Annotated in this window: 15 protein-coding genes; 4 read left to right on the top strand and 11 right to left on the bottom strand. The window is 46.2% G+C overall.

From position 1 onward, the window contains the following. Window positions 1-53: 53 nt before the first annotated feature. Together NDA03_RS09480 and NDA03_RS09475 are read right to left on the bottom strand one after the other, a co-directional pair. Window positions 54-1,898, bottom strand: coding sequence for a fatty acyl-AMP ligase (locus tag NDA03_RS09480; protein ID WP_348237898.1), 1,845 nt, complete (start codon window positions 1,896-1,898; stop codon window positions 54-56). 744 nt (window positions 1,899-2,642) lie between these two features. Continuing rightward, complete coding sequence (locus tag NDA03_RS09475; protein ID WP_348237897.1) at window positions 2,643-2,882, bottom strand: hypothetical protein; 240 nt, start codon at window positions 2,880-2,882, stop codon at window positions 2,643-2,645. A 186-nt stretch (window positions 2,883-3,068) separates the two neighbouring features. On the opposite strand from NDA03_RS09475, the gene NDA03_RS09470 reads away from it, so the two are divergent. Beyond that, window positions 3,069-3,827: a 4'-phosphopantetheinyl transferase superfamily protein gene (locus NDA03_RS09470; RefSeq protein ID WP_348237896.1), complete on the top strand. Its 759-nt coding sequence runs from the start codon at window positions 3,069-3,071 to the stop codon at window positions 3,825-3,827. A 69-nt stretch (window positions 3,828-3,896) separates the two neighbouring features. On the opposite strand, the gene NDA03_RS09465 is transcribed toward NDA03_RS09470, so the two are convergent. The 3 genes from NDA03_RS09465 to NDA03_RS09455 all read right to left on the bottom strand — a co-directional run bounded on the left by NDA03_RS09465 (window position 3,897) and on the right by NDA03_RS09455 (window position 6,333). Continuing rightward, on the bottom strand, window positions 3,897-4,871 hold the full coding sequence (locus tag NDA03_RS09465; RefSeq protein WP_348237895.1) for a cysteine synthase A: 975 nt from the start codon (window positions 4,869-4,871) through the stop codon (window positions 3,897-3,899). Between the two features lie 64 nt (window positions 4,872-4,935). Next, the gene (locus NDA03_RS09460; protein ID WP_348237894.1) at window positions 4,936-5,520 is read right to left on the bottom strand and encodes a Uma2 family endonuclease; all 585 of its coding nucleotides are present in this window, start codon (window positions 5,518-5,520) and stop codon (window positions 4,936-4,938) included. A gap of 174 nt (window positions 5,521-5,694) precedes the next feature. Continuing rightward, window positions 5,695-6,333, bottom strand: coding sequence for a peroxiredoxin (locus NDA03_RS09455; protein ID WP_190415478.1), 639 nt, complete (start codon window positions 6,331-6,333; stop codon window positions 5,695-5,697). Window positions 6,334-6,575: 242 nt separating this feature from the next. Between NDA03_RS09455 and psbU the strand changes: the two genes are divergently transcribed. Together psbU and nadB are read left to right on the top strand one after the other, a co-directional pair. Then, window positions 6,576-7,010: a photosystem II complex extrinsic protein PsbU gene (psbU, locus tag NDA03_RS09450; protein ID WP_190415476.1), complete on the top strand. Its 435-nt coding sequence runs from the start codon at window positions 6,576-6,578 to the stop codon at window positions 7,008-7,010. Window positions 7,011-7,210: 200 nt separating this feature from the next. Continuing rightward, the gene (gene nadB, locus NDA03_RS09445; RefSeq protein ID WP_348237893.1) at window positions 7,211-8,983 is read left to right on the top strand and encodes an L-aspartate oxidase; all 1,773 of its coding nucleotides are present in this window, start codon (window positions 7,211-7,213) and stop codon (window positions 8,981-8,983) included. A gap of 72 nt (window positions 8,984-9,055) precedes the next feature. Here the strand turns inward: nadB and NDA03_RS09440 are convergent, their stop codons facing one another. From NDA03_RS09440 to NDA03_RS09415, 6 genes are all read right to left on the bottom strand, one after another. Continuing rightward, the gene (locus tag NDA03_RS09440; protein WP_190440968.1) at window positions 9,056-9,397 is read right to left on the bottom strand and encodes a hypothetical protein; all 342 of its coding nucleotides are present in this window, start codon (window positions 9,395-9,397) and stop codon (window positions 9,056-9,058) included. Between the two features lie 644 nt (window positions 9,398-10,041). Continuing rightward, window positions 10,042-10,203 carry a hypothetical protein gene (locus tag NDA03_RS09435; protein WP_348232341.1) on the bottom strand — a complete coding sequence of 54 codons (162 nt, stop codon included), beginning with the start codon at window positions 10,201-10,203 and terminating at the stop codon, window positions 10,042-10,044. A gap of 116 nt (window positions 10,204-10,319) precedes the next feature. Then, window positions 10,320-10,544, bottom strand: a complete 225-nt coding sequence (locus tag NDA03_RS09430; protein WP_190415469.1) for a hypothetical protein — start codon at window positions 10,542-10,544, stop codon at window positions 10,320-10,322. A gap of 1,405 nt (window positions 10,545-11,949) precedes the next feature. After that, entirely contained in the window at window positions 11,950-12,831 is an 882-nt protein-coding gene (locus tag NDA03_RS09425) for a hypothetical protein (RefSeq protein WP_190415465.1), read from the bottom strand. 50 nt (window positions 12,832-12,881) lie between these two features. Continuing rightward, window positions 12,882-13,484, bottom strand: a complete 603-nt coding sequence (locus tag NDA03_RS09420) for a DUF1517 domain-containing protein (RefSeq protein WP_190525704.1) — start codon at window positions 13,482-13,484, stop codon at window positions 12,882-12,884. 105 nt (window positions 13,485-13,589) lie between these two features. Further along, window positions 13,590-17,333 (bottom strand): PAS domain S-box protein, encoded by a 3,744-nt coding sequence (locus NDA03_RS09415; RefSeq protein ID WP_348237892.1) that lies wholly within the window; start codon window positions 17,331-17,333, stop codon window positions 13,590-13,592. 150 nt (window positions 17,334-17,483) lie between these two features. Here NDA03_RS09415 and NDA03_RS09410 point away from each other — a divergent pair, with 150 nt between their 5' ends. Then, on the top strand, window positions 17,484-18,161 hold the full coding sequence (locus tag NDA03_RS09410; RefSeq protein WP_190415460.1) for a response regulator transcription factor: 678 nt from the start codon (window positions 17,484-17,486) through the stop codon (window positions 18,159-18,161). Window positions 18,162-18,624 lie beyond the last annotated feature (463 nt).

The raw sequence follows: 18,624 nt of genomic DNA, 5'->3' as shown, positions 1-18,624 counted from the left end.
GGCTTATCGGTGTGGGTAATCGCAAGCAATTCGCAATTCCCAATTCCCAATCGCTATTTAGGAGTTTGCACTTTCTGCAACAGGGATTCTACTTCTCCCTTGAGACTTTGAAACTTTGCCGTGGCTTGAGGATTTTCGCTCCAATCCGCGACGACATCTAGACTTCCTGCTAAGAAAGCTGCTCGACAACCCTGACGTTGAATCTTGCCGCTGGAAGTTTTCAGGATACTTCCCGGCTTCACTAATACCACAGCATAAACCTGTAGCTCGTGCTGTTCCGATACCACCTGACGGATGGCTCCCATGACCTCATTGGTGTCTAGATTATGGGTATGACGCTCGACTTCCTGGACAATTACCAGTCGCTCCTCGCCATTCACCATCACTGAAAAGGCTGCGCCATGTTCGGGTCGAAGCGCTGCATGGCTTTCTTGCACCGTCCATTCAATATCTTGAGGATAGTGATTGGTGCCTCGGATGATAATTAAATCTTTGATGCGCCCCGTGATAAATAGCTCGCCATCTTTTAAGAATCCCAAGTCGCCGGTACGTAGAAATGGCCCTTCCCCTGTATCGGCGATGCGTGCCCGGAAGGTGCGTTCCGATTCTTCGGGTCGCTGCCAGTAGCCGTGAGCCACGCTAGGATCGGATACCCAAATCTCGCCGACTTCATCAGCGGCACATCGGGTAAATTTCTCTGGATGCACGATCGCTATTTTGGTGTTGCAAACTTTAGTCCCGCATCCAACAACTGTTCGTACAATATCTTGATTTTTGGAGGCTGGAACGATGCGATTTTTTTCTAGTGCTGCCGGATCGAGATTGCACAAAACGGGTGTTGCGGTTTGTGCAGAGAAGGATACTAACAAAGTTGCCTCAGCCAATCCGTAGGCAGGACAAAAAGCATTCCACTGAAACCCGGATGGTGCAAAGGTTTCGTAAAAACTTTCCATAACTTGGGGGTTGATTGGCTCAGCGGCATTGCCTGCTGCACGCCAACTACTCAAGTCCAGGGTGGCGCGTTGTTCTGGTGTAATCCTACGCACGCATTGATCGTAGGCAAAGTTAGGGCCTTGGCTATGAGTCACTTTGTAGCGCGAAATCGCCTGGAGCCAGTGGAATGGGCGTTTGATAAAGGCGAAGGGTGACATCACGTAGCAGGGGATACCGTTGTAGAGGGGTTGGATGAGTCCTTCAACCAGTCCGTAATCGTGGAAGTAAGGCATCCACGCCACAGTTACGCTGTCCGGGGTGTAGCCACAGGCTTTTTGGAGGTTCGCTGAGTGGAACATTACGTTACTGTGGCTGAGCATCACACCTTTAGGAGTGGAAGTGGAGCCTGAGGTGTACTGGAGATAGGCCAGCATATCGCTGGTTACGGCTGGATCTTGCCAGGTTTCAGCCAGAGACAGGTCTACCTGCTCGGTGTCAATCCAGCTCATTGCCTGAAATTCCGGAATTTTCTCGTCGTACTCTTCAACGAGGGAAAGAATGCCAGAGGTGGTTAGCACCAATGAAGCTTGGGCATCTTTCGCGATCGCTTGCAGTCTGGGCAAGGTTCGCTTCAATCGCCCCGCTTCCGGTGGGGGTACGGGAATGGCAATTGTCCCGGCATATAAGCAACCGCAAAAAGCGGCAATAACCTCTAGACCTTGTGGATAAAGCAGTAGTGCCCGCTCTCCTCTGGCATTATGCTGTTGTAGCAAGGCAGCGATCGCTCTTGCTTGGCGATCGAGCTGAGCATAAGTGAGCTGGGAACCTTCTTTCTTGCCATCAATCAGAAAAGTATAAGCTACCTTTTCCGGCTGCTGGAGTGCCCTCCACCGCAGCAGTTCAACCAGGGTAGAAAAATTTTGAGCTGTAGAAGAATCAATATCGCTTGGTGTAACGGTGTTCATAAGTACTAATGGAAACTTACTAGCTTTATTGAGAAGTGGTCGCGGCACCAGAAAATTGACATATCAAGGTTAAGAACTACAATTCATCTTCTTTATTGTTTTTGTTCAGATTTTAAAAAAGCTTCTAGCTTGAACAATCCGGCAAGGTACAGACAGTGGTCTTGAGTAAAAAAATCAACCTTTCGGTAGTTTTTCAATTTTGGTCTGATGTCTATCTTTAAGACTAGTAATTCTACGAATCTTTACTAAAAAAATATATTTTAAACTCCCGACTAAATACGGCAAATAACTTATCCTACATTGCTTTTCTTGATATGGCACCTAAAAAGTTTTATAAAGATTTTGTAAAGTTATTTCATTGTTAAGTCCGATTAATCTGTCATCTAAATTACAAATATGAAAACTTCTTGCACAAGCTGGTTTCCGAAAGACGCGACTACCAGCAAAGTTAAATTGCTTTGCTGGCAAGCATTACAGCTTGGAAGATGGCAAAAAGATTTGAAGTCCTTTCGTAGTAAGAAGCCGGAAGACTATGCTGAAGTAATTTTCTGAAATCTATACTCAGCCAAATTTATTGACCATGTGTGGGATTAGCTATAAGCAGTTATATAAATTCTTGTATATGTGTGTCAAGGTTTGTAACTAATTTAGTATGAGTGTTGTTTTTTACAAAAAAGAGAGACAGCTATACTGAAGAAACGGCAATCTCGGAGTAACTAGTTTTCTCAAAGAATAAGGGATAGGCTACTTCCCGAAAAATCTACCAGTAGCGCCGTTAGCGTATGGCTTCTCTCCGCCCCACGAGCGAGGAGAAGTACCCGGTAAAGGCAAGCGGTGCCGATCTAAGCGCTCAGGTGCGTTCTGATGGGTAGAAAGTATAATGCAGAGGCAGATGGCGCAGTAGGAGAGCCAGACTTCTTTAGCAGTGCGATCGCGAACCGCGTCTCCTAACTCACGGGTGGGACCAATGCACAAGAGAGACATGAAGCAGAGTTAAGCGAACTGTATTAGATCGAGTCCGAGAAAATGCTTAAGAGTTTTTGTCGGCTTGTTCGGGTTCAGTGATGATGACACGCTAAAACAGAAGCTTTCCTTCGGTAATTCTCCGGACTCAAAATGGCGCAACGTTGGAGTTAGATAACCACAGGCTCAGATTGATGGCTCAGACTGATGACTGATATTGATTCTATGTGGTGTCCTCCACAAACTGACTTAGCGCTATCGAGCAATGATGTCCATGTCTGGCGTGCTTCCCTCGACCAATCAGCATTTCACGTTCAGCATCTGCAACAAATCCTTTCTGAAGATGAGCAAATAAGAGCCGCACGTTTCCACTTTGAGCGGGACAGGAAGCGTTTCATCATTGGGCGAGGTCTGCTCAGGACAATTCTGAGTTGCTACTTAGAAATCAACCCAGTCGAGGTGCAATTTTGCTATGGCTCTCGTGGCAAGCCAGCACTGGCTGGAACGCACGCAGAAAGTAACCTTCGGTTTAATTTATCTCACTCTCAAGATATCTGCCTGTATGCAGTAACACGCGATCGCCAGATCGGTGTCGATGTTGAATACATTCGTTCCGTTGCCGAAGTTGAAACGATCGCTAAACGCTTCTTTTCGGCGCGAGAAAATGCCGTTTTGCGTGCCTTGCCTGCACCTCAGAAGCAGCAAGCATTTTTAAACGCCTGGACTCGCAAAGAAGCTTACCTAAAAGCAATTGGAGAAGGGCTGGCTCGACCTCTGGATCAAATTGAGGTAACGCTGGCTCCAGGGGAACCAGCGATGTTGCTGAGCATTGAAGGCGATCGCATTGAAAGCGATCGCTGGTCACTCCAAGAATTGAAACCGGAACTCGACTACGTAGCTGCTCTTGCTGTGGAAGGAACTGGCACTTGCACCCGCTGCTGGCAATGGGATGCTAGCAATGGTTAGATAAAAACGACTAAATGCTGAGGGTAGGGAGGCGGTGAAAATTCTCACCGCCTCCCCTTTGCTTCCTTTCTAATCGGGTGAAAGTCCCTTCGATTCTAGCCATTCCCGATTAAACAGCCGTGACTGATAACGAGCGCCGCTATCGCAGAGGATGGTCACAATCGTATGACCTGGCCCCATCTGCTTGGCGAGTTCTACGGCTGCTCCTACATTGATTCCTGTGGAGCCACCCAGAAACAGTCCTTCCTCTCTTAAGAGTCTGTAGACAACCCGTACCGCTTCGGTGTCATCAATTTGGATAGCATCGTCTATCGGTACACCTTCCATATTGGCGGTGACGCGGCTATTGCCAATCCCTTCTGTGATTGAGTTGCCCTCACTCTTGGTTTCCCCCGTCTTGATATAACTGTAGAGGGCGCTACCCATCGGGTCTGCTAAGACGGTTTTAACAGCAGGATTTTTTTCTTTCAGGTACATCGCTACACCCGCTAAGGTGCCGCCAGTCCCCGTGGCTGTAACCCAAGCATTAACTTTACCGTCCGTTTGTTCCCAGATTTCTTTTGCGGTAGTTTCGTAGTGCGCTTGTCGATTGGCTAAATTATCAAATTGATTCGCCCAAATCGTGTTTTCCATCTCAGACGCAATTTTGCCGGAGAGCCTGACATAGTTGTTGGGGTTGCTGTAAGGTACAGATGGAACGGGACGAACTTCTGCGCCCAGCGTCCTCAAAGCATCCATCTTTTCCTGAGACTGGGTATCTGGGATGATAATCAGGCATTTGTAGCCCTTGGCGTTGCAAATATGAGCTAAACCGATGCCTGTGTTCCCGGCGGTTCCCTCAACGACTGTACCGCCAGGTTTGAGCAAACCTTTTTTTTCGGCGTCTTCAATGATATAAAGTGCTGCCCGGTCTTTCACAGAACCGCCTGGATTGAGAAATTCTGCTTTTCCCAGAATTTCACAACCTGTTTCATCGCTGAAGTTGTTTAAGCGGATGAGCGGTGTGTTGCCAACTGTCTCTACAAAACCCTTTTTGATATCCATTCTGAAATTACCTAAGTTCTTCCCTATAAAAATTTTGGCGTATTGCGGTAGTCCGACTCGACTTTTACCAAACTTTAGTCATATTGAGGGAAAATCCAGGCAAAACGCGATCGCCACTTACCGTGTCGGGATTGTCTAGGCATTCCACTTCTTGACTGGGACGATAGATATAAACTTTGCGGTTTTTTCGGTCAATCAACCAGCCTAGCTGGAATCCTGCCTCGCTCATGTATTCGAGTATTTTTTCTTGCAAAGGCTTTAAGTTGTCCGAAGCTGACCTCAGTTCAATCACAAAATCAGGGCAAATAGGGGCAAACTTTTGCTGTTGTTCTGGGGATAAAGCATTCCATCGTTCCAGTTTTATCCATGAAGCATCAGGCGACCTTTCTGCACCTGTTGATAGAATAAATCCCGTGCTAGAAGAAAAAGTTATCCCCGTGCCGTCTTGTTCTGACCATAACCAGAGCTGCCCGAATATATTACCTTCTCGGTTTCCTGTCTCTGAACCAGTTGGGGGCATGATGACGATTTCCCCAGTTTTATTCCGTTCAATGCGTAAGTTGCGGTTAATTTGACAGAACTCAAAAAACTGTTCGTCTGTCATTGGCATTGATGGCGGAATTCGCACAACTAGGGGAGAAGAAAGCATTCTGGATTTCCTCGATTCAGTTAGAGTGGGCAACGCCTACTCCAAAATTTTACTGTTGGCTCACTCAAACCAATGAAAATAGCCTGACGGACGATTAGCTTTCGACCCATCAGGCTATTGTTAATTATCTAGTGAGCGATCGCTGTGCGCGATCGCTCACTTACCCACTCAAAACTATTTGTCCGGTTGGGGAGTCATCCGCAGGTAAGGCTTGATTTCCGTGTAACCTTTAGGAAATTTCTCTTTTAACACTTCCGGATCTTTTAACGAAGGAACGATTACACAATCGTCTCCCTCTTTCCAGTTAACTGGAGTGGCTACGCTATAGTGATCCGTCAGTTGCAGCGAATCGATTACCCGCAGCAATTCATCGAAGTTACGTCCGGTGCTGGGGGGGTAGGTGAAGGTGAGACGCAGTTTCTTCTGCGGATCGATGACGAAGACCGATCTAACCGTTACGGTATTGGCGGCGTTGGGGTGGATCATGTCGTAAAGGTCAGAGACCTTCTTATCCGGATCTGCCAGAATTGGGTAGTTAAGACCAACACTCTGAGTTTCTTCGATATCACCAACCCACCCTTTGTGGGAGTCAACATCATCGACGCTAAGTGCGATCGCCTTCACGTTGCGCTTGTCAAATTCTGGCTTGAGACGAGCGACTTCGCCAAGTTCTGTGGTGCAAACGGGCGTAAAGTCTGCGGGGTGAGAAAATAGCACTACCCAGCTATCGCCAGCCCACTCATAAAAGTTGATTTGACCGTGTGTAGAATCCTGAGTGAAGTCGGGTACTTGGTCGCCTAATCTAAGAACCATATTGAATTTCCTGTGAACTACCTTGAGGAACGATCTTCTATATTGCCACAAAACCCCAGTTTCCCGGTCGGAGTTTAGCTCTTTATTAAGATTTGGGAAAACTAGCCAACTTCCAATTGTTCCAGAGTTGAGGTGGAGTGGGTACCGAGAGGTAATAAGATGAGAGGATAGAAAACAAAAATTAAACTAATAGTTGAGGACATGGTACCCTCAATCATGCTGTGTCAGGAGGATTTAAGTTTATGAAACGATTGGTTCGTCTGCTGACAGTGTTGGCTATGTTGGTGAGCTGCTTAGGATGGATGGGGCTGCCCAAAAGCGCTATTGCAGCCGATTTGACGGGTGTAGCACTGCACTCTTCATCAGTGTTGGCAGCAGTCGAGGCACCCCTCCGGAATCGGGCGGATGATAAGCTAGCCACCGAGTTCGGGAAAAAGATTGACTTGAACAACACCAATGTGCGAGCGTTTCGGCAATATCCAGGGCTGTACCCCACTCTGGCTCGCAAAGTTGTCGATAATGCACCTTACAAGAAAGTAGAAGATGTCCTGCAAATTCCAGGGCTAAGTGACGGTCAAAAAGAACGGCTTCAAGCGAACCTGGATAATTTCACGGTGACAGAAATAGAATCAAGCTTCGTGGAAGGTGGCGATCGCTATAACAACGGCTACTACTAAAGCGCTTTAGTGATTTACTAACCGTGGTGAGTCGTGACTATCCGGGAAAAGATTCTGCAAGCTGGGTGAGATCAACTTAACCTTGCATTCAGAATCTAGACCCTCAAAAGAACCTTCGCCCCTAACGACTCGATTTTCATCACCCACTCCATTAAGGAGTGGGTTATTTATTATGAGTGGAAGTATTAAGGAACTTATCGTTGAACTCTATAAACTTAAAATCTTTACCCCAGCAGGAAATACCCATCCAGTTTGATGTCTTGGTAGTAGGCGCAGGTGCAGCAGGACTTTATGCAGCGCTTTGTCTGCCAGACTCGTATCAAGTTGGTTTGATTACAAAGGATACTCTGCCCCTTTCTGCCAGCGACTGGGCACAAGGCGGCATCGCGGCTGCAATTGACCCGACAGACTCATCTTCGCTGCACATTGAGGACACAATGCGGGCAGGGGCGGGTTTGTGTGACAAAGAAGCCGTACAGTTTCTTGTAGAGGAGGCTGCATCCTGCATTGATTCGCTCGTGGATATGGGCGTTGCCTTTGACCGCAAAGGAACCTATCTCGCTTTGACCTTAGAGGCGGCTCATTCTCGTCCCCGCGTGCTTCATGCTGCCGATACAACGGGTCGCGCAATGGTGAGTACCTTAACCGAACAAGTGCTGCGCCGCCAGAATATCCAGGTTATCTCTCAAGCATTTGCCCTAAGTCTGTGGCTCAATCCTGAAACTGGTGAGTGCCAGGGAATTTGCCTGGTTTACCAAAATCAGATTAGCTGGATAAGGGCGGGTGCGGTGGTGCTGGCGACAGGCGGCGGAGGTCAAGTATTTGCTCAAACGACAAATCCATCGGTCAGTACGGGAGATGGGGTAGCGATCGCGTGGCGTGCTGGGGCTATCCTGCGAGACTTAGAATTTGTCCAATTTCACCCTACAGCCCTCACCAAGCCGGGTGCGCCTCGTTTTTTGATTAGCGAAGCAGTCCGGGGGGAAGGCGCTCATCTGGTCGATTCCCAAGGACGACGATTTGCCTTTGATTACCATCCCGCGGGTGAACTCGCACCGAGAGATGTCGTCAGTCGAGCGATTTTCAGCCACTTGCAGCAAATCGCAGCCGACCCTGCGACAGGCCACGTTTTCTTGGATTTGCGCCCAATTCCCGAAGAAAAGATTCGCCACCGTTTCCCTAACATTATCCAGGTGTGTCAGCGCTGGGGAATTGATGTCTTTCACGAGCCAATTCCGGTTGCGCCAGCGGCTCATTACTGGATGGGAGGCGTCGCCAGCGATTTAATGAATCGCACCTCGATTCCCGGTTTATATGCGATTGGGGAAACAGCTAGTACTGGCGTTCACGGTGCCAATCGTCTCGCCAGTAATTCCCTCCTGGAATGTTTGGTGTTTGGTGCCCAACTGGCTCATTTAGAAAGCAGTCAGAAGCAAGAAGGAAAGACTCGAAAGGCTCAAACAGCAAGGATGCAGGATGAAACAACACAAGAAAAACCAGACAGTGGAAGCATGGGAGAACTTTCCCCTTTGACTCTCTCTCATCCCTCATCATTCATCTGCGATTCGACCGAACGAGACAAAATTGAAGCTTTACGGCAAGAGTTACCGCGCTTAGTGTGGCAAAGTGCTGGAATTTGTCGATCGCAAGAGGTTTTAGAGAATGCGATCGCTCAAATCGAAGTTTGGCAACAAGAATTTGCTGCTCTGTCTCTGAGTCAGTATCTGATGAATTTAATCCCCGGTCAGCGGGCTAGTTTCGACTTACCCGATGCCGACCAACAACTGCGAACTTGGGGAGAAACCCACAACTTATTAGATGTAGCGTATCTAATTCTCAAAAGTGCTGCTTTTCGTACAGAGAGTCGAGGCGGACACTACCGAACTGACTTCTCTCAAACCTCGCCAAGCTGGCAAGTTCACACCTTAGTTCAACATCAGCATTGGTGGAAATCTCCCCCTCTGCAAAACTAAACAGTTCTAAGAAAGAACAAACTTCTTTATCCTTGCCTTTTAACTTTTACTTGACCTTTACCTTTGCCTGGTTCAGCGCGTTCCTGCACCAGTGCCATCGCCAGCAGGAGGGCCGTTATCTTTCGGTTGAAATGCTTTCCCTTCCCCGCCAGATTTTAGTAAATTCTGGGTCTCAGCAGCACTCCAGAAGCTGTTTGACGGGCTGTTGTTGGGAAGAGTGGGGTCGATTCTGGCAGACACCATCTGGGGGCTGAATAGTTGCAACCCAATCAGTAAAGTTGCTGTTCCTGTGAATCGAAAGTAATTACTCATAACACCCGTTACAGTTCCTAGACTTTTGGGAGTGCCACTTTTGGGAGTGCCAGTAATATCAGTATATCCACTGAAAACCTCAGTAGCCAGTACCTTTATCAAATCTTTTTCTTTACGTTCTCTTTATAAAAACTTGAGCTTCTACAAAGAATTTGTAAAGTTATCATCTGTAGTAAGGTATGCTAAACAAAGCTGTGGAAGTTGTTCGAGTGATTTTCTGACAATAGCAGGCGTTTCTGTGTAGTGGTCAACTAAACGTTTATTTGTAAGTTTAGTATTCAGTATTTTCAACGATAGATCTGGCAATGAATCCGGAAAATTTTTATAAGCTTAATATTTCGTATTTTTATTTTCTTGAAAAAGTTATTATCAAATCAAAAATGATTTAGGCTCTTCCTTTGGTATTAATTGCTAAAAGTTTGATTGAAGCTTTCAAGACAGGTGTTATACCTTTCATTTTTGGAGACGACATATCAGATATCCCCAGGTCTTTTTTAAAGAGGGGCACTAGATGTATCCATTGCAGACATGAAGTAAAATCGTCAGGACTTACACATCTGTCACAAGCAATGGCGCGGCTATGCGTGCCGAGCGCCAAACAACTAGAGGACAAACATGGTTCTATCCTCAGCTCATGACGTATCCCAAAAAAGTAGGCGTATTCACACCAAACTCTATTAAGTGAATTATCAAGGCGAAAAGCACAAGGCAGCACTGGTAAAGACTGTGTTTAAGAAAGGGCAGTTTCAGCGCTGGGTGTAGAGGTTCCAGCGATCGCGCCTTTTCACGCTTAGGTTGGCAGGGCAAACTGGGATATACCTACCAAAGCAAATAAACTCTTGAGAGTCGATGAGTTTATCCGAAGAACCTGTAAACGATAGCTGCTGTTCAAAATGGCAGCAGTTCATCAGATGTTTCAGTTAGAGGTTAAGTATCAGCGTTACCAAATCCAGCTCTAACAACCTAGATCGAGACTGGATTGGAGTTCGCTGTACAGGAAAGCGCAGCATAAATTATTGTCTTTTTACCTAAATTTGCTCTGATTTGGCACAGAAACCCGTCTAGTAATCGTTAAGACAAACATCAACACCAAAAGCTGGACTTGCCAAGGCAAAAAGAGCAAACATAGAATCAAACTGACAGATGCTGCTGATGCAGCAAGCATGGCAACTTCATCGTGAGAATTCTCAAAGATGACGAAGGCTGATGCTATCGAGATTGCTAAAGGGATTAAAAAAAGCAAGGACATATCCAAAACCTCTTGAAATCGAATATGCAGGCTACTTGTTGTCAAGTTGCCCTGTTTAGGGTCATTCCATCAAGCTATTACCATGTTTCCCTCCTCACCTCCTTTACACATCACCCTAATGGGTAAACTTTTCTTAGGAAAAATACAGGGGATCGTCTGAGGGATTAGTATAGATCGAATTTAAATTTTACGCCCTAAGTCGCCGTCAATTTATAAAAACAAATTTAAATAAGAACGATAACGGCTATCAAATATAGCATTGTTGCGACCAAAACTACTGATACTATTTTGGGCGAATTTCGTTTAAGTAGCAGCTACGCTGGAGAAATTCAACTAACTATAGCAATCCTATTTGAGTTGTGGAATGCCAGCCCTTCAGCTTCTCAACTTCTCTAAGAAGCCGGGGAGCAAGGCTTCATGAATCCTTGAGGACTGCTATAGGTAGCAGGGATAGGAAGGAGGGGAGTTTTTTCAGTCAATCAGGCGAGAAAGCTCAATCTGCACGCACTGCTTGAGAGATAAGCGATTTGGGTAGACAAAGTACAGATCAAGTAAATACAAAGCTAACAGAAGCGATCGCTTAGTGTGTCTCTCAGTCTCTCTTGACGTCTAGGCTGTACGTAGGTTTCAAGGTATCGCTTGATCTGGATTGACTGCAAGCATCCTTCAACCCTCTTGATAAGGACTCTCGGCTAATCGCTCCCCCAAAATGTAAAGTTTTGTAACAACTTTTTTGGTGATGAGGGGTCACACCCCTCAGTGGGGTATATTGAATCTTAGTAGATGCACCCTGATGATCGACGCCCTCAAGTTTTTGTTGGGCGTTTTTTGTTTTTAGGGGAGTAGCGATCGCGCAGGCTATGGGCGGCTACTCGGTTCTTTGAAGCTGGTAGAAGCAGCTTCTGGTAGTAATGTCATTTTGTTGTGCAAATTGTCTGCAACAGTTCCTTAACCCCCGCAATGGGCGCGCCGCTACGCTACCTACCAAAGTGGGAAAAGAGGAATCACAGATGTAGCGCTCATAAAGTGAAGGGGGATAACGCGCGACAGCCAGAACGTTTGGCTCTTTGAGAAGCGATTGAGAAGTTTTATAACAATCTTTTATTGGGGGTGGGGGGTGTGACCCCTCAGTGAGGTATATTGAATTTAGTAGATGCACCCTGATGATCGACGCCCTCAAGTTTTTGTTGGGCGTTTTTTGTTTGACTTAATACTCGTAACCGCAAGTTAATTTCCCTCCCCGCAAGCGGGGAGGGGTTCCAGGAAGTTTAGCCCCTGAGTCTTCTCAAACGGCGAAAAGCAATAAGATACAGCTTGTAAAAATTTTTTTTGACTCTGTAAGCGCAAGGCAATGTGCGCTTACAGAGCTAGCTAGGAGAATAGGCGTTACCCACGCTCTCGATAATTAGCGGCGTCTGCCACCAGAACCAAACGATCCCCGACTACGACTGGGGCGCGATCGCGATCCGCTGCCAAAACTGGGACTTCTATTCGCGCGGCTGGGAGTCGATCCGTTAGAGCGACGCAGCGTGCTGGAACCATAACCCGATCCAGTAGAACGGTTTCCGCTTTGCGGGACTCGACGAATGCTGGTCGGTTGACTGGATGAAGGCGATCTTAAGCGCCCAGTTGTCCGCAAGGTTTGACGATTTCTAACAGCAGGTGGCGGTGCTTGGTAGCGGGTTTGGTATTGCTGAACCGCTTGACTATAAGTGTTGCCGTATCCGCCGTAACCTCTCATAATTCCGCCCGGTTGATACACTGGCGGCATATAGTAACGCGGCGTAAACAACAAACTGCCTACGGCTTGACCTGCCAATGCTCCTGCAAAAGGTGCCCAGAAGCTTGACTGCTGACGCACGACCACGGTCTGGGGTTGACCTGTTTGAGGGTCGGGTCGCGTTTCAGTGACGTTGTGAACGTATTCAATTTTGAAGTCTTCTGGAATGTGCAGAGATGCCTGACCGTTAGCTGCTTTCACATAACCCTTCTGACCAGACTTAATTTCTTCGTCTGTCAGACGTGCCATTTGCAAATCTGTAGAGCGATAAACGGCGGGCGTGCCCGGAGGGGTATTGAGCAACATGAGGGTATATTCCCCATCGGCATCATTGTAGGTTGCCTGCTGGACTGGATATTGTCCATCAGGCAAACGACTTTGAGTGGTCGTTGTCTTAAAGTCCCGATTCTGAGATGGGGCTTGGGTTGTGGTTGAGGGACTACCACAAGCTACCGTTGTGAAGCACAACGTCAGGGACATGAAAAGAATGGTCAATCTACGTAACATAAACGGATGAATAATTTTGATGAGGAAGCTATTAGCCATTAAAGGGGAATCTAAAGAGGAATCAGTTCTGGAAAATTCAGCAACAATTGATCGTTTGTGAGTTCATCACCCAACTGCGCTGGAGAAAAGTGAACTTGTATTGCTCGCAGCCTTTCCTGATAGTGCAGATTAACCAAGGCTTTTAGACCTTCTTTAAGCGCACTAAGATTGGCGAGATCGCCTTCGAGTACGGGAAGTTCCCCCTCATAAGCCACCGTAATCATCACAATCAAGTTGCGAGTGACTGGCAATGACAAGGGTTCATTTCCGTGAGAAGGTTGGCTGAAGTCTGGTTCGCTCAAATAGCGCTCAGCAGAGTCTGTGAACAATTCATTCACATAGTCCCCAGCTTCACCTTCATTCCAGAAAACGTCGCCTTCATTCGCTGCGGATTGCCAGTAAGTATCGTACTGTAAGAGGTTCTGACAAATTTCAACCAGTCCTTCGCCCAAAATTTGCAGATCCCCGTCAGCTTCGACGGCTTCTCTAGCAGCACGATTTAGAACTCCCAACAGAGGCGCAACCTCTGCACCTGCTAGATGGACAAACAAACGACAGACTACGAAGCGGCTTTTGCCACTGATTTGATTGAAGCGATCGCGCCAAGAAGTCATGACTTATCTTGCTACCAAATGCCAATCTTAGTCAATTGAGCTACTTTTTTACTTTACTCGGTGGGTGCGATCGCAGCCGTCTACCCTCAGAATGGTTTGACTGCTCTAGCTGGGCTGGAGACTTCCTGACCTTACAGGGTTGTATAAAGGCAATGTCACAGTGCAAGTGGTTCCCACCCCGACTTCACTCTTTACTGTAATTGTGCCGCCGTGTAAGTCCACACACTTCTTAGTCACGGTTAGTCCTAATCCCGAACCAGCGACATTTCCAACATTTTCCCCTCGATAGAACGGCTCAAATAGATGAAGTTGGTCTTCTGGTGGAATACCAATGCCTTTATCCCTAATTTGCAGAGTTGCCTCTTGGCGATCGCAAACGAGGGAAAAATGAATATGACTGCCTTGGGGGGAGTATCTAATCGCATTGGAGAGTAAATTGGTAACAATCGAGCGCAGAAGTTTTTCATCGATTGCTGAGTTTGGGCTATCTCCCTGGCTGACAAATATTATTGAATTCTTACTACCTGCAATTAACCGCATTTCTTCAGTTAAGTAGTAGCAAAGCTTTTTGATATCAATAGACGCAGGATTAAATTCTAGTTTTCCAGCTTCTGCTCTATTGATTATTAGAATATCTTCTAATAGCTGAACCATGTGTTTGGCACTGGCTTGAATCCGAGCAATATTTTTCAATAATTTCTCTTTTGACCATCGCTCGAAGGAATGTTCTAAGGATTGCGAAGAGAGTAAAATCGTGCTGATTGGAGTGCGAAATTCATGGGAAACCATTGAAAAAAAGCGCATCTGAAGCTGACTGAGTTCTTTTTCTCTTTCTAGCGCCAGATGAATTTCTTCCGCTTTTTTAACATCGGTGATGTCTACTCCTGTACCTAGGATTTGTTCGGGTCTACCGTCAGCAGTTCTTGTAAAGACAACCTCACTGATATGAAACCAACGCCATTCACCCGTGGCGTTTTTCATCCGGTATTCTTTTTCGATTACTTGATCTTCTGTAGTAGTGGCAAACTCTTTGCTAAATTCCTCGATTTTAGCGAAATCTTCTGGGTGTAAAAAATCTGATAAAATCCGCGATCCGATTGCTTGAATTTCTGCCTGGGTGCATTGAAAAAAGTCTTCCGTTCGACGATTAGCATAAACATTACAATCTTGGATTATGTCATAAATGTAGAGCCAATTAGGAGTTGTATCGGCAATTTTCTGAATGAAACGTTGGCTTTCCTTCAGCGCTTCCTCGTTAGCTTTGCGCTCGGTAATGTCGATGCAGGTGCCAATGTAACCCGCAAAATCTCCTTCTGGGGTAAACCGGGGAACTCCTTTATCTACAATCCAACCGTATTCGCCATCAGCCTTTCTCAATCGATATTCTATACAAAAGGACATTCGGGAATTGAAAGCGGATAAGTAGCTATCTAAACAATGCTGAATATCTTCAGAATGCACGCCTTCCAACCAACTATTCCCAATTTCTTGTTCTAGAGTCCGTCCGGTAAAGTTTAGCCAAGTCTGGTTGAAAAACGTACAAAGTGCGTCTGGATCGGACATCCAGATCATAACGGGGGCGCTATCAGCCATCATGCGGAAGCGAGCCTCGCTCTCTCGCAGCGCTGCCTCTGCTTGCTTACGCATGGTGATGTCGCGTAACACTGATAGATTTCGCCCAGGAAGAAAATTAGCTCTAGCCGAATACTCAACTTCTCGCACGGTTCCATCTGGATGAAGGAGGCGCAATTCTCCGGTTGCCAGCCCTTGTTTTTGGAAGCTGTGCCACGCCTGTTCAAAATCGAAACTAGGCTCCATAAAGTCTGCAATCCGCTTTCCCAGGAGTTCTGGAAGTTGCAGCCCCAGTAGTTGGCAGGCAGCGGGATTCCCCTCTACATAAGCGCCCTCGTTATCTGTAATTAATATCGCTTCGAGTGCGCTCTCAAAGATTGCTCGCAGTTGTTCTTCCCTAGTACGGATGTCGGTAATATCCATCGCTGAGCCGGTAATGCCAATAACTTCCCCGGTTGGATTCCGCAACGGCTCTACGGTTAAATCGTAGTGGCGAACTTTTCCATTGAGTGCAATACACGTCTGTTTGCGCGTTCCAATTCCGCTTTCCAGCACCGGGCGCTTAATCGCTACCAGCTGTTGGGCATCTTCAGGCGAAAAGACTTCGGTTTCTAATTTTCCTAGTAAAACTTCGTCAACAACCCTTGAGGTGGGATGATGTACCCAGGTGTAGCGTAAATCGGTGTCTTGATTAAAGACAACGATGGGTGAATTTTTGAGCGCAATCCGAAAGCGTTCCTCACTAATTCTCAGTGCTTCTTCAGCAGCTTTGCGATCGCTAATATCGGTGGAAATGCCACCAATTGCGTAGGGAATCCCTTCGGTGTTATGAATGAGAAACTTGAGCGATAAGTAAGTGCGGATACCGTCGGGGCAAGGAATGAGTTCTTCAAACTCAAAGGAACTTCCAGATTCAAGCACTCTCTTGTCGTTGGACACCAATCTATCTGCGATTTCCTTGGGAAATATATCGTAATCGTTTTTGCCGAGAACTTGCTCTCTAGTGAGGTGCAATAAATTTTCAAACTGGCGATTGACTAGAATGTGTCGGCAATAAGTGTCTTTAAGGTAGATAATTGCTTGGGAGTTATCTAGAATTGCCTGGAGCCGTTGTTCGCTCTCTCGGAGAGCTAATTCTGCTTGTTGGCGTAGCGTAGCGTGCCGCAGGCGATCGCTGATATCGCGAGCAAAAAAACTAGCGTACTCCTTGCCCTTAAACTGCAAGTAATTGCCTGTCACCTCAATCGGGAATATCCTGCTATCTTTACTACGATGATGAGACTCCAGGGAGAGAGAGCCGCGTTGCTTGATAGCTTGCCAAATATCTGGCCAGACTGCTGGGGGAATGTCCGGATTTACGTCATATAGGCTCATCGAGAGTAATTCTTCTCGTGAATAACCGATGGAATGACAAAGGGCGTCGTTTACATAGACAAACCGCCCTTCCGGATTTATCCAAGCGATCGCATATACCGCCCGCTCGACACAAAATTGGGTTAGATGTAACGCTTCTTCAGCTCGCTTGCGCTCGATAATTTCAGCCAGCAGCAATTCATTCGTACTAACGATTTCTGCGGTTCGTTCCTGAACTCTGATTTCTAGTTCCTCATTAACCTTTCTGAGTGCTTCCTCTGCGCGTTGACGCTTTGCATTTTCGCTATACAGAAGCAAGTAAACCCAGCATAAAAGCAAAAAAACCGAGCCTGTGCCAAGATAATGCATCAGGATTGTATTTTGAGCGCTGGTTGATACTGCTAGCGATCGCTGCTGTAAAAATGCTCGCTCATCATTCTGCATCTGCTGAATTAACTGGCGAATCTCACCTTGACGCTTTTGCTCCTCTTCAATCAGGGCAATCTGACCCGCCGCATCTTCATCATTGTTTTGCCGCAAGGAAACTAACTTTTCGGCTACAGGGAGTTCCTTTGTCACTAAAGACTCAAGCACATTCAACTTTGTCTGTTGCAGGGAGTTATCGCCCGTCAACTTTCGGAGCTTTTGAATTTTCGAGCCAATTTCCGGACTAGCCGCGGGAGCGGTGTTTAGCCAAGTTTCGTCGCCCCTTAGGATATCGTTGCGTTCCTTTGCTTGAATATCTTTTAGCGTAGAAAGCATCTCATCAAGGTTCTGCACAACTTCTTCAGTGTGCTGTATCCATTCATGGCATTCGATCGGTTGAGTCATGCTCCAATACGAAGCTGTACTTGTTGCACCGAGTAGCAACAATGCCAACCCTAAACCGCTGATAATCATTGTTTTTTTAATAGGCCACTTCATCGCATTGTTTTCTTGCTAAGGTTACTGTTTATCCTGCGTTAATCGTCCGAATGATAGATGATATTCTATGAATAGGGCAGTTTAGCCAATTAGAGACTTTATCAATCATCTTTATTTCCCGTTTTTTATCAACTAAAAGCAATTTATGCAATGAGAATCCTTCTAATAGAAGATGATTTGCGTCTTGCAGAAGCTTTAGTAGAAGCTCTTACCGATCAAACTTATGTGGTTGATGTGGTGACAGATGGGGAAGCTGCTTGGGATCAAGTCCAAACCGTTACGTATGACTTAATTTTGCTAGATGTAATGCTGCCTAAGCTAGATGGCATAAGCCTTTGCCGTCGATTGCGCTCTCATGACTACAACCAGCCAATCCTCATGATCACTGCCCGTGACACTAGCGCAGATAAAGTCACCGGCTTAGATGCTGGAGCGGATGATTATATTGTTAAACCGATCGATCTGCCAGAGTTATTAGCCCGGATACGCGCTTTGTTGCGTCGAGGGAGTTCCTCAGCGTCTCCAGTGCTAGAGTGGGGCAGCTTGAGCTTTAACCCTAGTACCTATGAAGTTAGCTATGCTGAGCAATCTTTGCACTTAACCCGCAAGGAATATTCTTTATTGGAGCTATTCCTCCGCAATGGTCGGCGGGTACTCAGCCGCAGTAGCATCATTGAACACGTATGGTCTCTTGAGGAACCGCCAGAGGAGGAGACTGTTAAAGCCCATATTAAAAGCCTACGGCAGAAACTCAGAGCAGTAGGCGCACCGCCCGATTTGATTGAGACAATTCACGGTATTGGGTATCGCCTTAAACAGCTATCTTAATTTGATGCTTTGTAAACAGCAGCAAAATATTATTTGCAAAAGTTTACTGTTTTTTTCATTTCTTCTCGATTTCTTCCCGATTTCTCCTCTATTTTTTTACATTTGAGACGTAATCTTAGATTCAAAACAGGCTAGAGTCTGTTTCCCAATCTGACGACCTCCTTTTAATGCAGGCTGGGTTAGTCGGCATACGCTAGAAGCGATTAATCCAGTATGCTCTCTTTGCGCTAGTAGATAGAACTGATATTAATCCAATAGAAGCTGAGTTTCCTGTTAATATTCATGCCTTGAGTTTGCAAAGCAGCCGATGTTAACAAAAACCTCTAAGCAAGATACCCGTAAACTTTATGGCTGGGGGAAATTATTACCTATTAGTCAGCCTATAAGTACTATTTTTGTCTCTTCATTTGTAAAGAAAGTATTAAATTTCATCTGTGTTTTTACGTGAAAACTTCATAAATGA

This window comes from Trichocoleus sp. Lan (assembly GCF_039961855.1).
GTDB lineage: Bacteria > Cyanobacteriota > Cyanobacteriia > Cyanobacteriales > FACHB-T130 > FACHB-T130.
This window is presented reverse-complemented; position numbering and strand designations above follow the sequence as displayed.

Excerpts from the sequence above, each read along its gene's own strand:
- NDA03_RS09480 (WP_348237898.1), bottom strand. The coding sequence starts at position 1,898 with ATGAACACCGTTACACCAAGCGATATTGATTCTTCTACAGCTCAAAAT.
- NDA03_RS09475 (WP_348237897.1), bottom strand. The coding sequence starts at position 2,882 with ATGTCTCTCTTGTGCATTGGTCCCACCCGTGAGTTAGGAGACGCGGTT.
- NDA03_RS09470 (WP_348237896.1), top strand. The coding sequence starts at position 3,069 with ATGACTGATATTGATTCTATGTGGTGTCCTCCACAAACTGACTTAGCG.
- NDA03_RS09465 (WP_348237895.1), bottom strand. The coding sequence starts at position 4,871 with ATGGATATCAAAAAGGGTTTTGTAGAGACAGTTGGCAACACACCGCTC.
- NDA03_RS09460 (WP_348237894.1), bottom strand. The coding sequence starts at position 5,520 with ATGCTTTCTTCTCCCCTAGTTGTGCGAATTCCGCCATCAATGCCAATG.
- NDA03_RS09455 (WP_190415478.1), bottom strand. The coding sequence starts at position 6,333 with ATGGTTCTTAGATTAGGCGACCAAGTACCCGACTTCACTCAGGATTCT.
- psbU (WP_190415476.1), top strand. The coding sequence starts at position 6,576 with ATGAAACGATTGGTTCGTCTGCTGACAGTGTTGGCTATGTTGGTGAGC.
- NDA03_RS09435 (WP_348232341.1), bottom strand. The coding sequence starts at position 10,203 with ATGAACTGCTGCCATTTTGAACAGCAGCTATCGTTTACAGGTTCTTCG.
- NDA03_RS09430 (WP_190415469.1), bottom strand. The coding sequence starts at position 10,544 with ATGTCCTTGCTTTTTTTAATCCCTTTAGCAATCTCGATAGCATCAGCC.
- NDA03_RS09425 (WP_190415465.1), bottom strand. The coding sequence starts at position 12,831 with ATGTTACGTAGATTGACCATTCTTTTCATGTCCCTGACGTTGTGCTTC.
- NDA03_RS09420 (WP_190525704.1), bottom strand. The coding sequence starts at position 13,484 with ATGACTTCTTGGCGCGATCGCTTCAATCAAATCAGTGGCAAAAGCCGC.
- NDA03_RS09415 (WP_348237892.1), bottom strand. The coding sequence starts at position 17,333 with ATGAAGTGGCCTATTAAAAAAACAATGATTATCAGCGGTTTAGGGTTG.
- NDA03_RS09410 (WP_190415460.1), top strand. The coding sequence starts at position 17,484 with ATGAGAATCCTTCTAATAGAAGATGATTTGCGTCTTGCAGAAGCTTTA.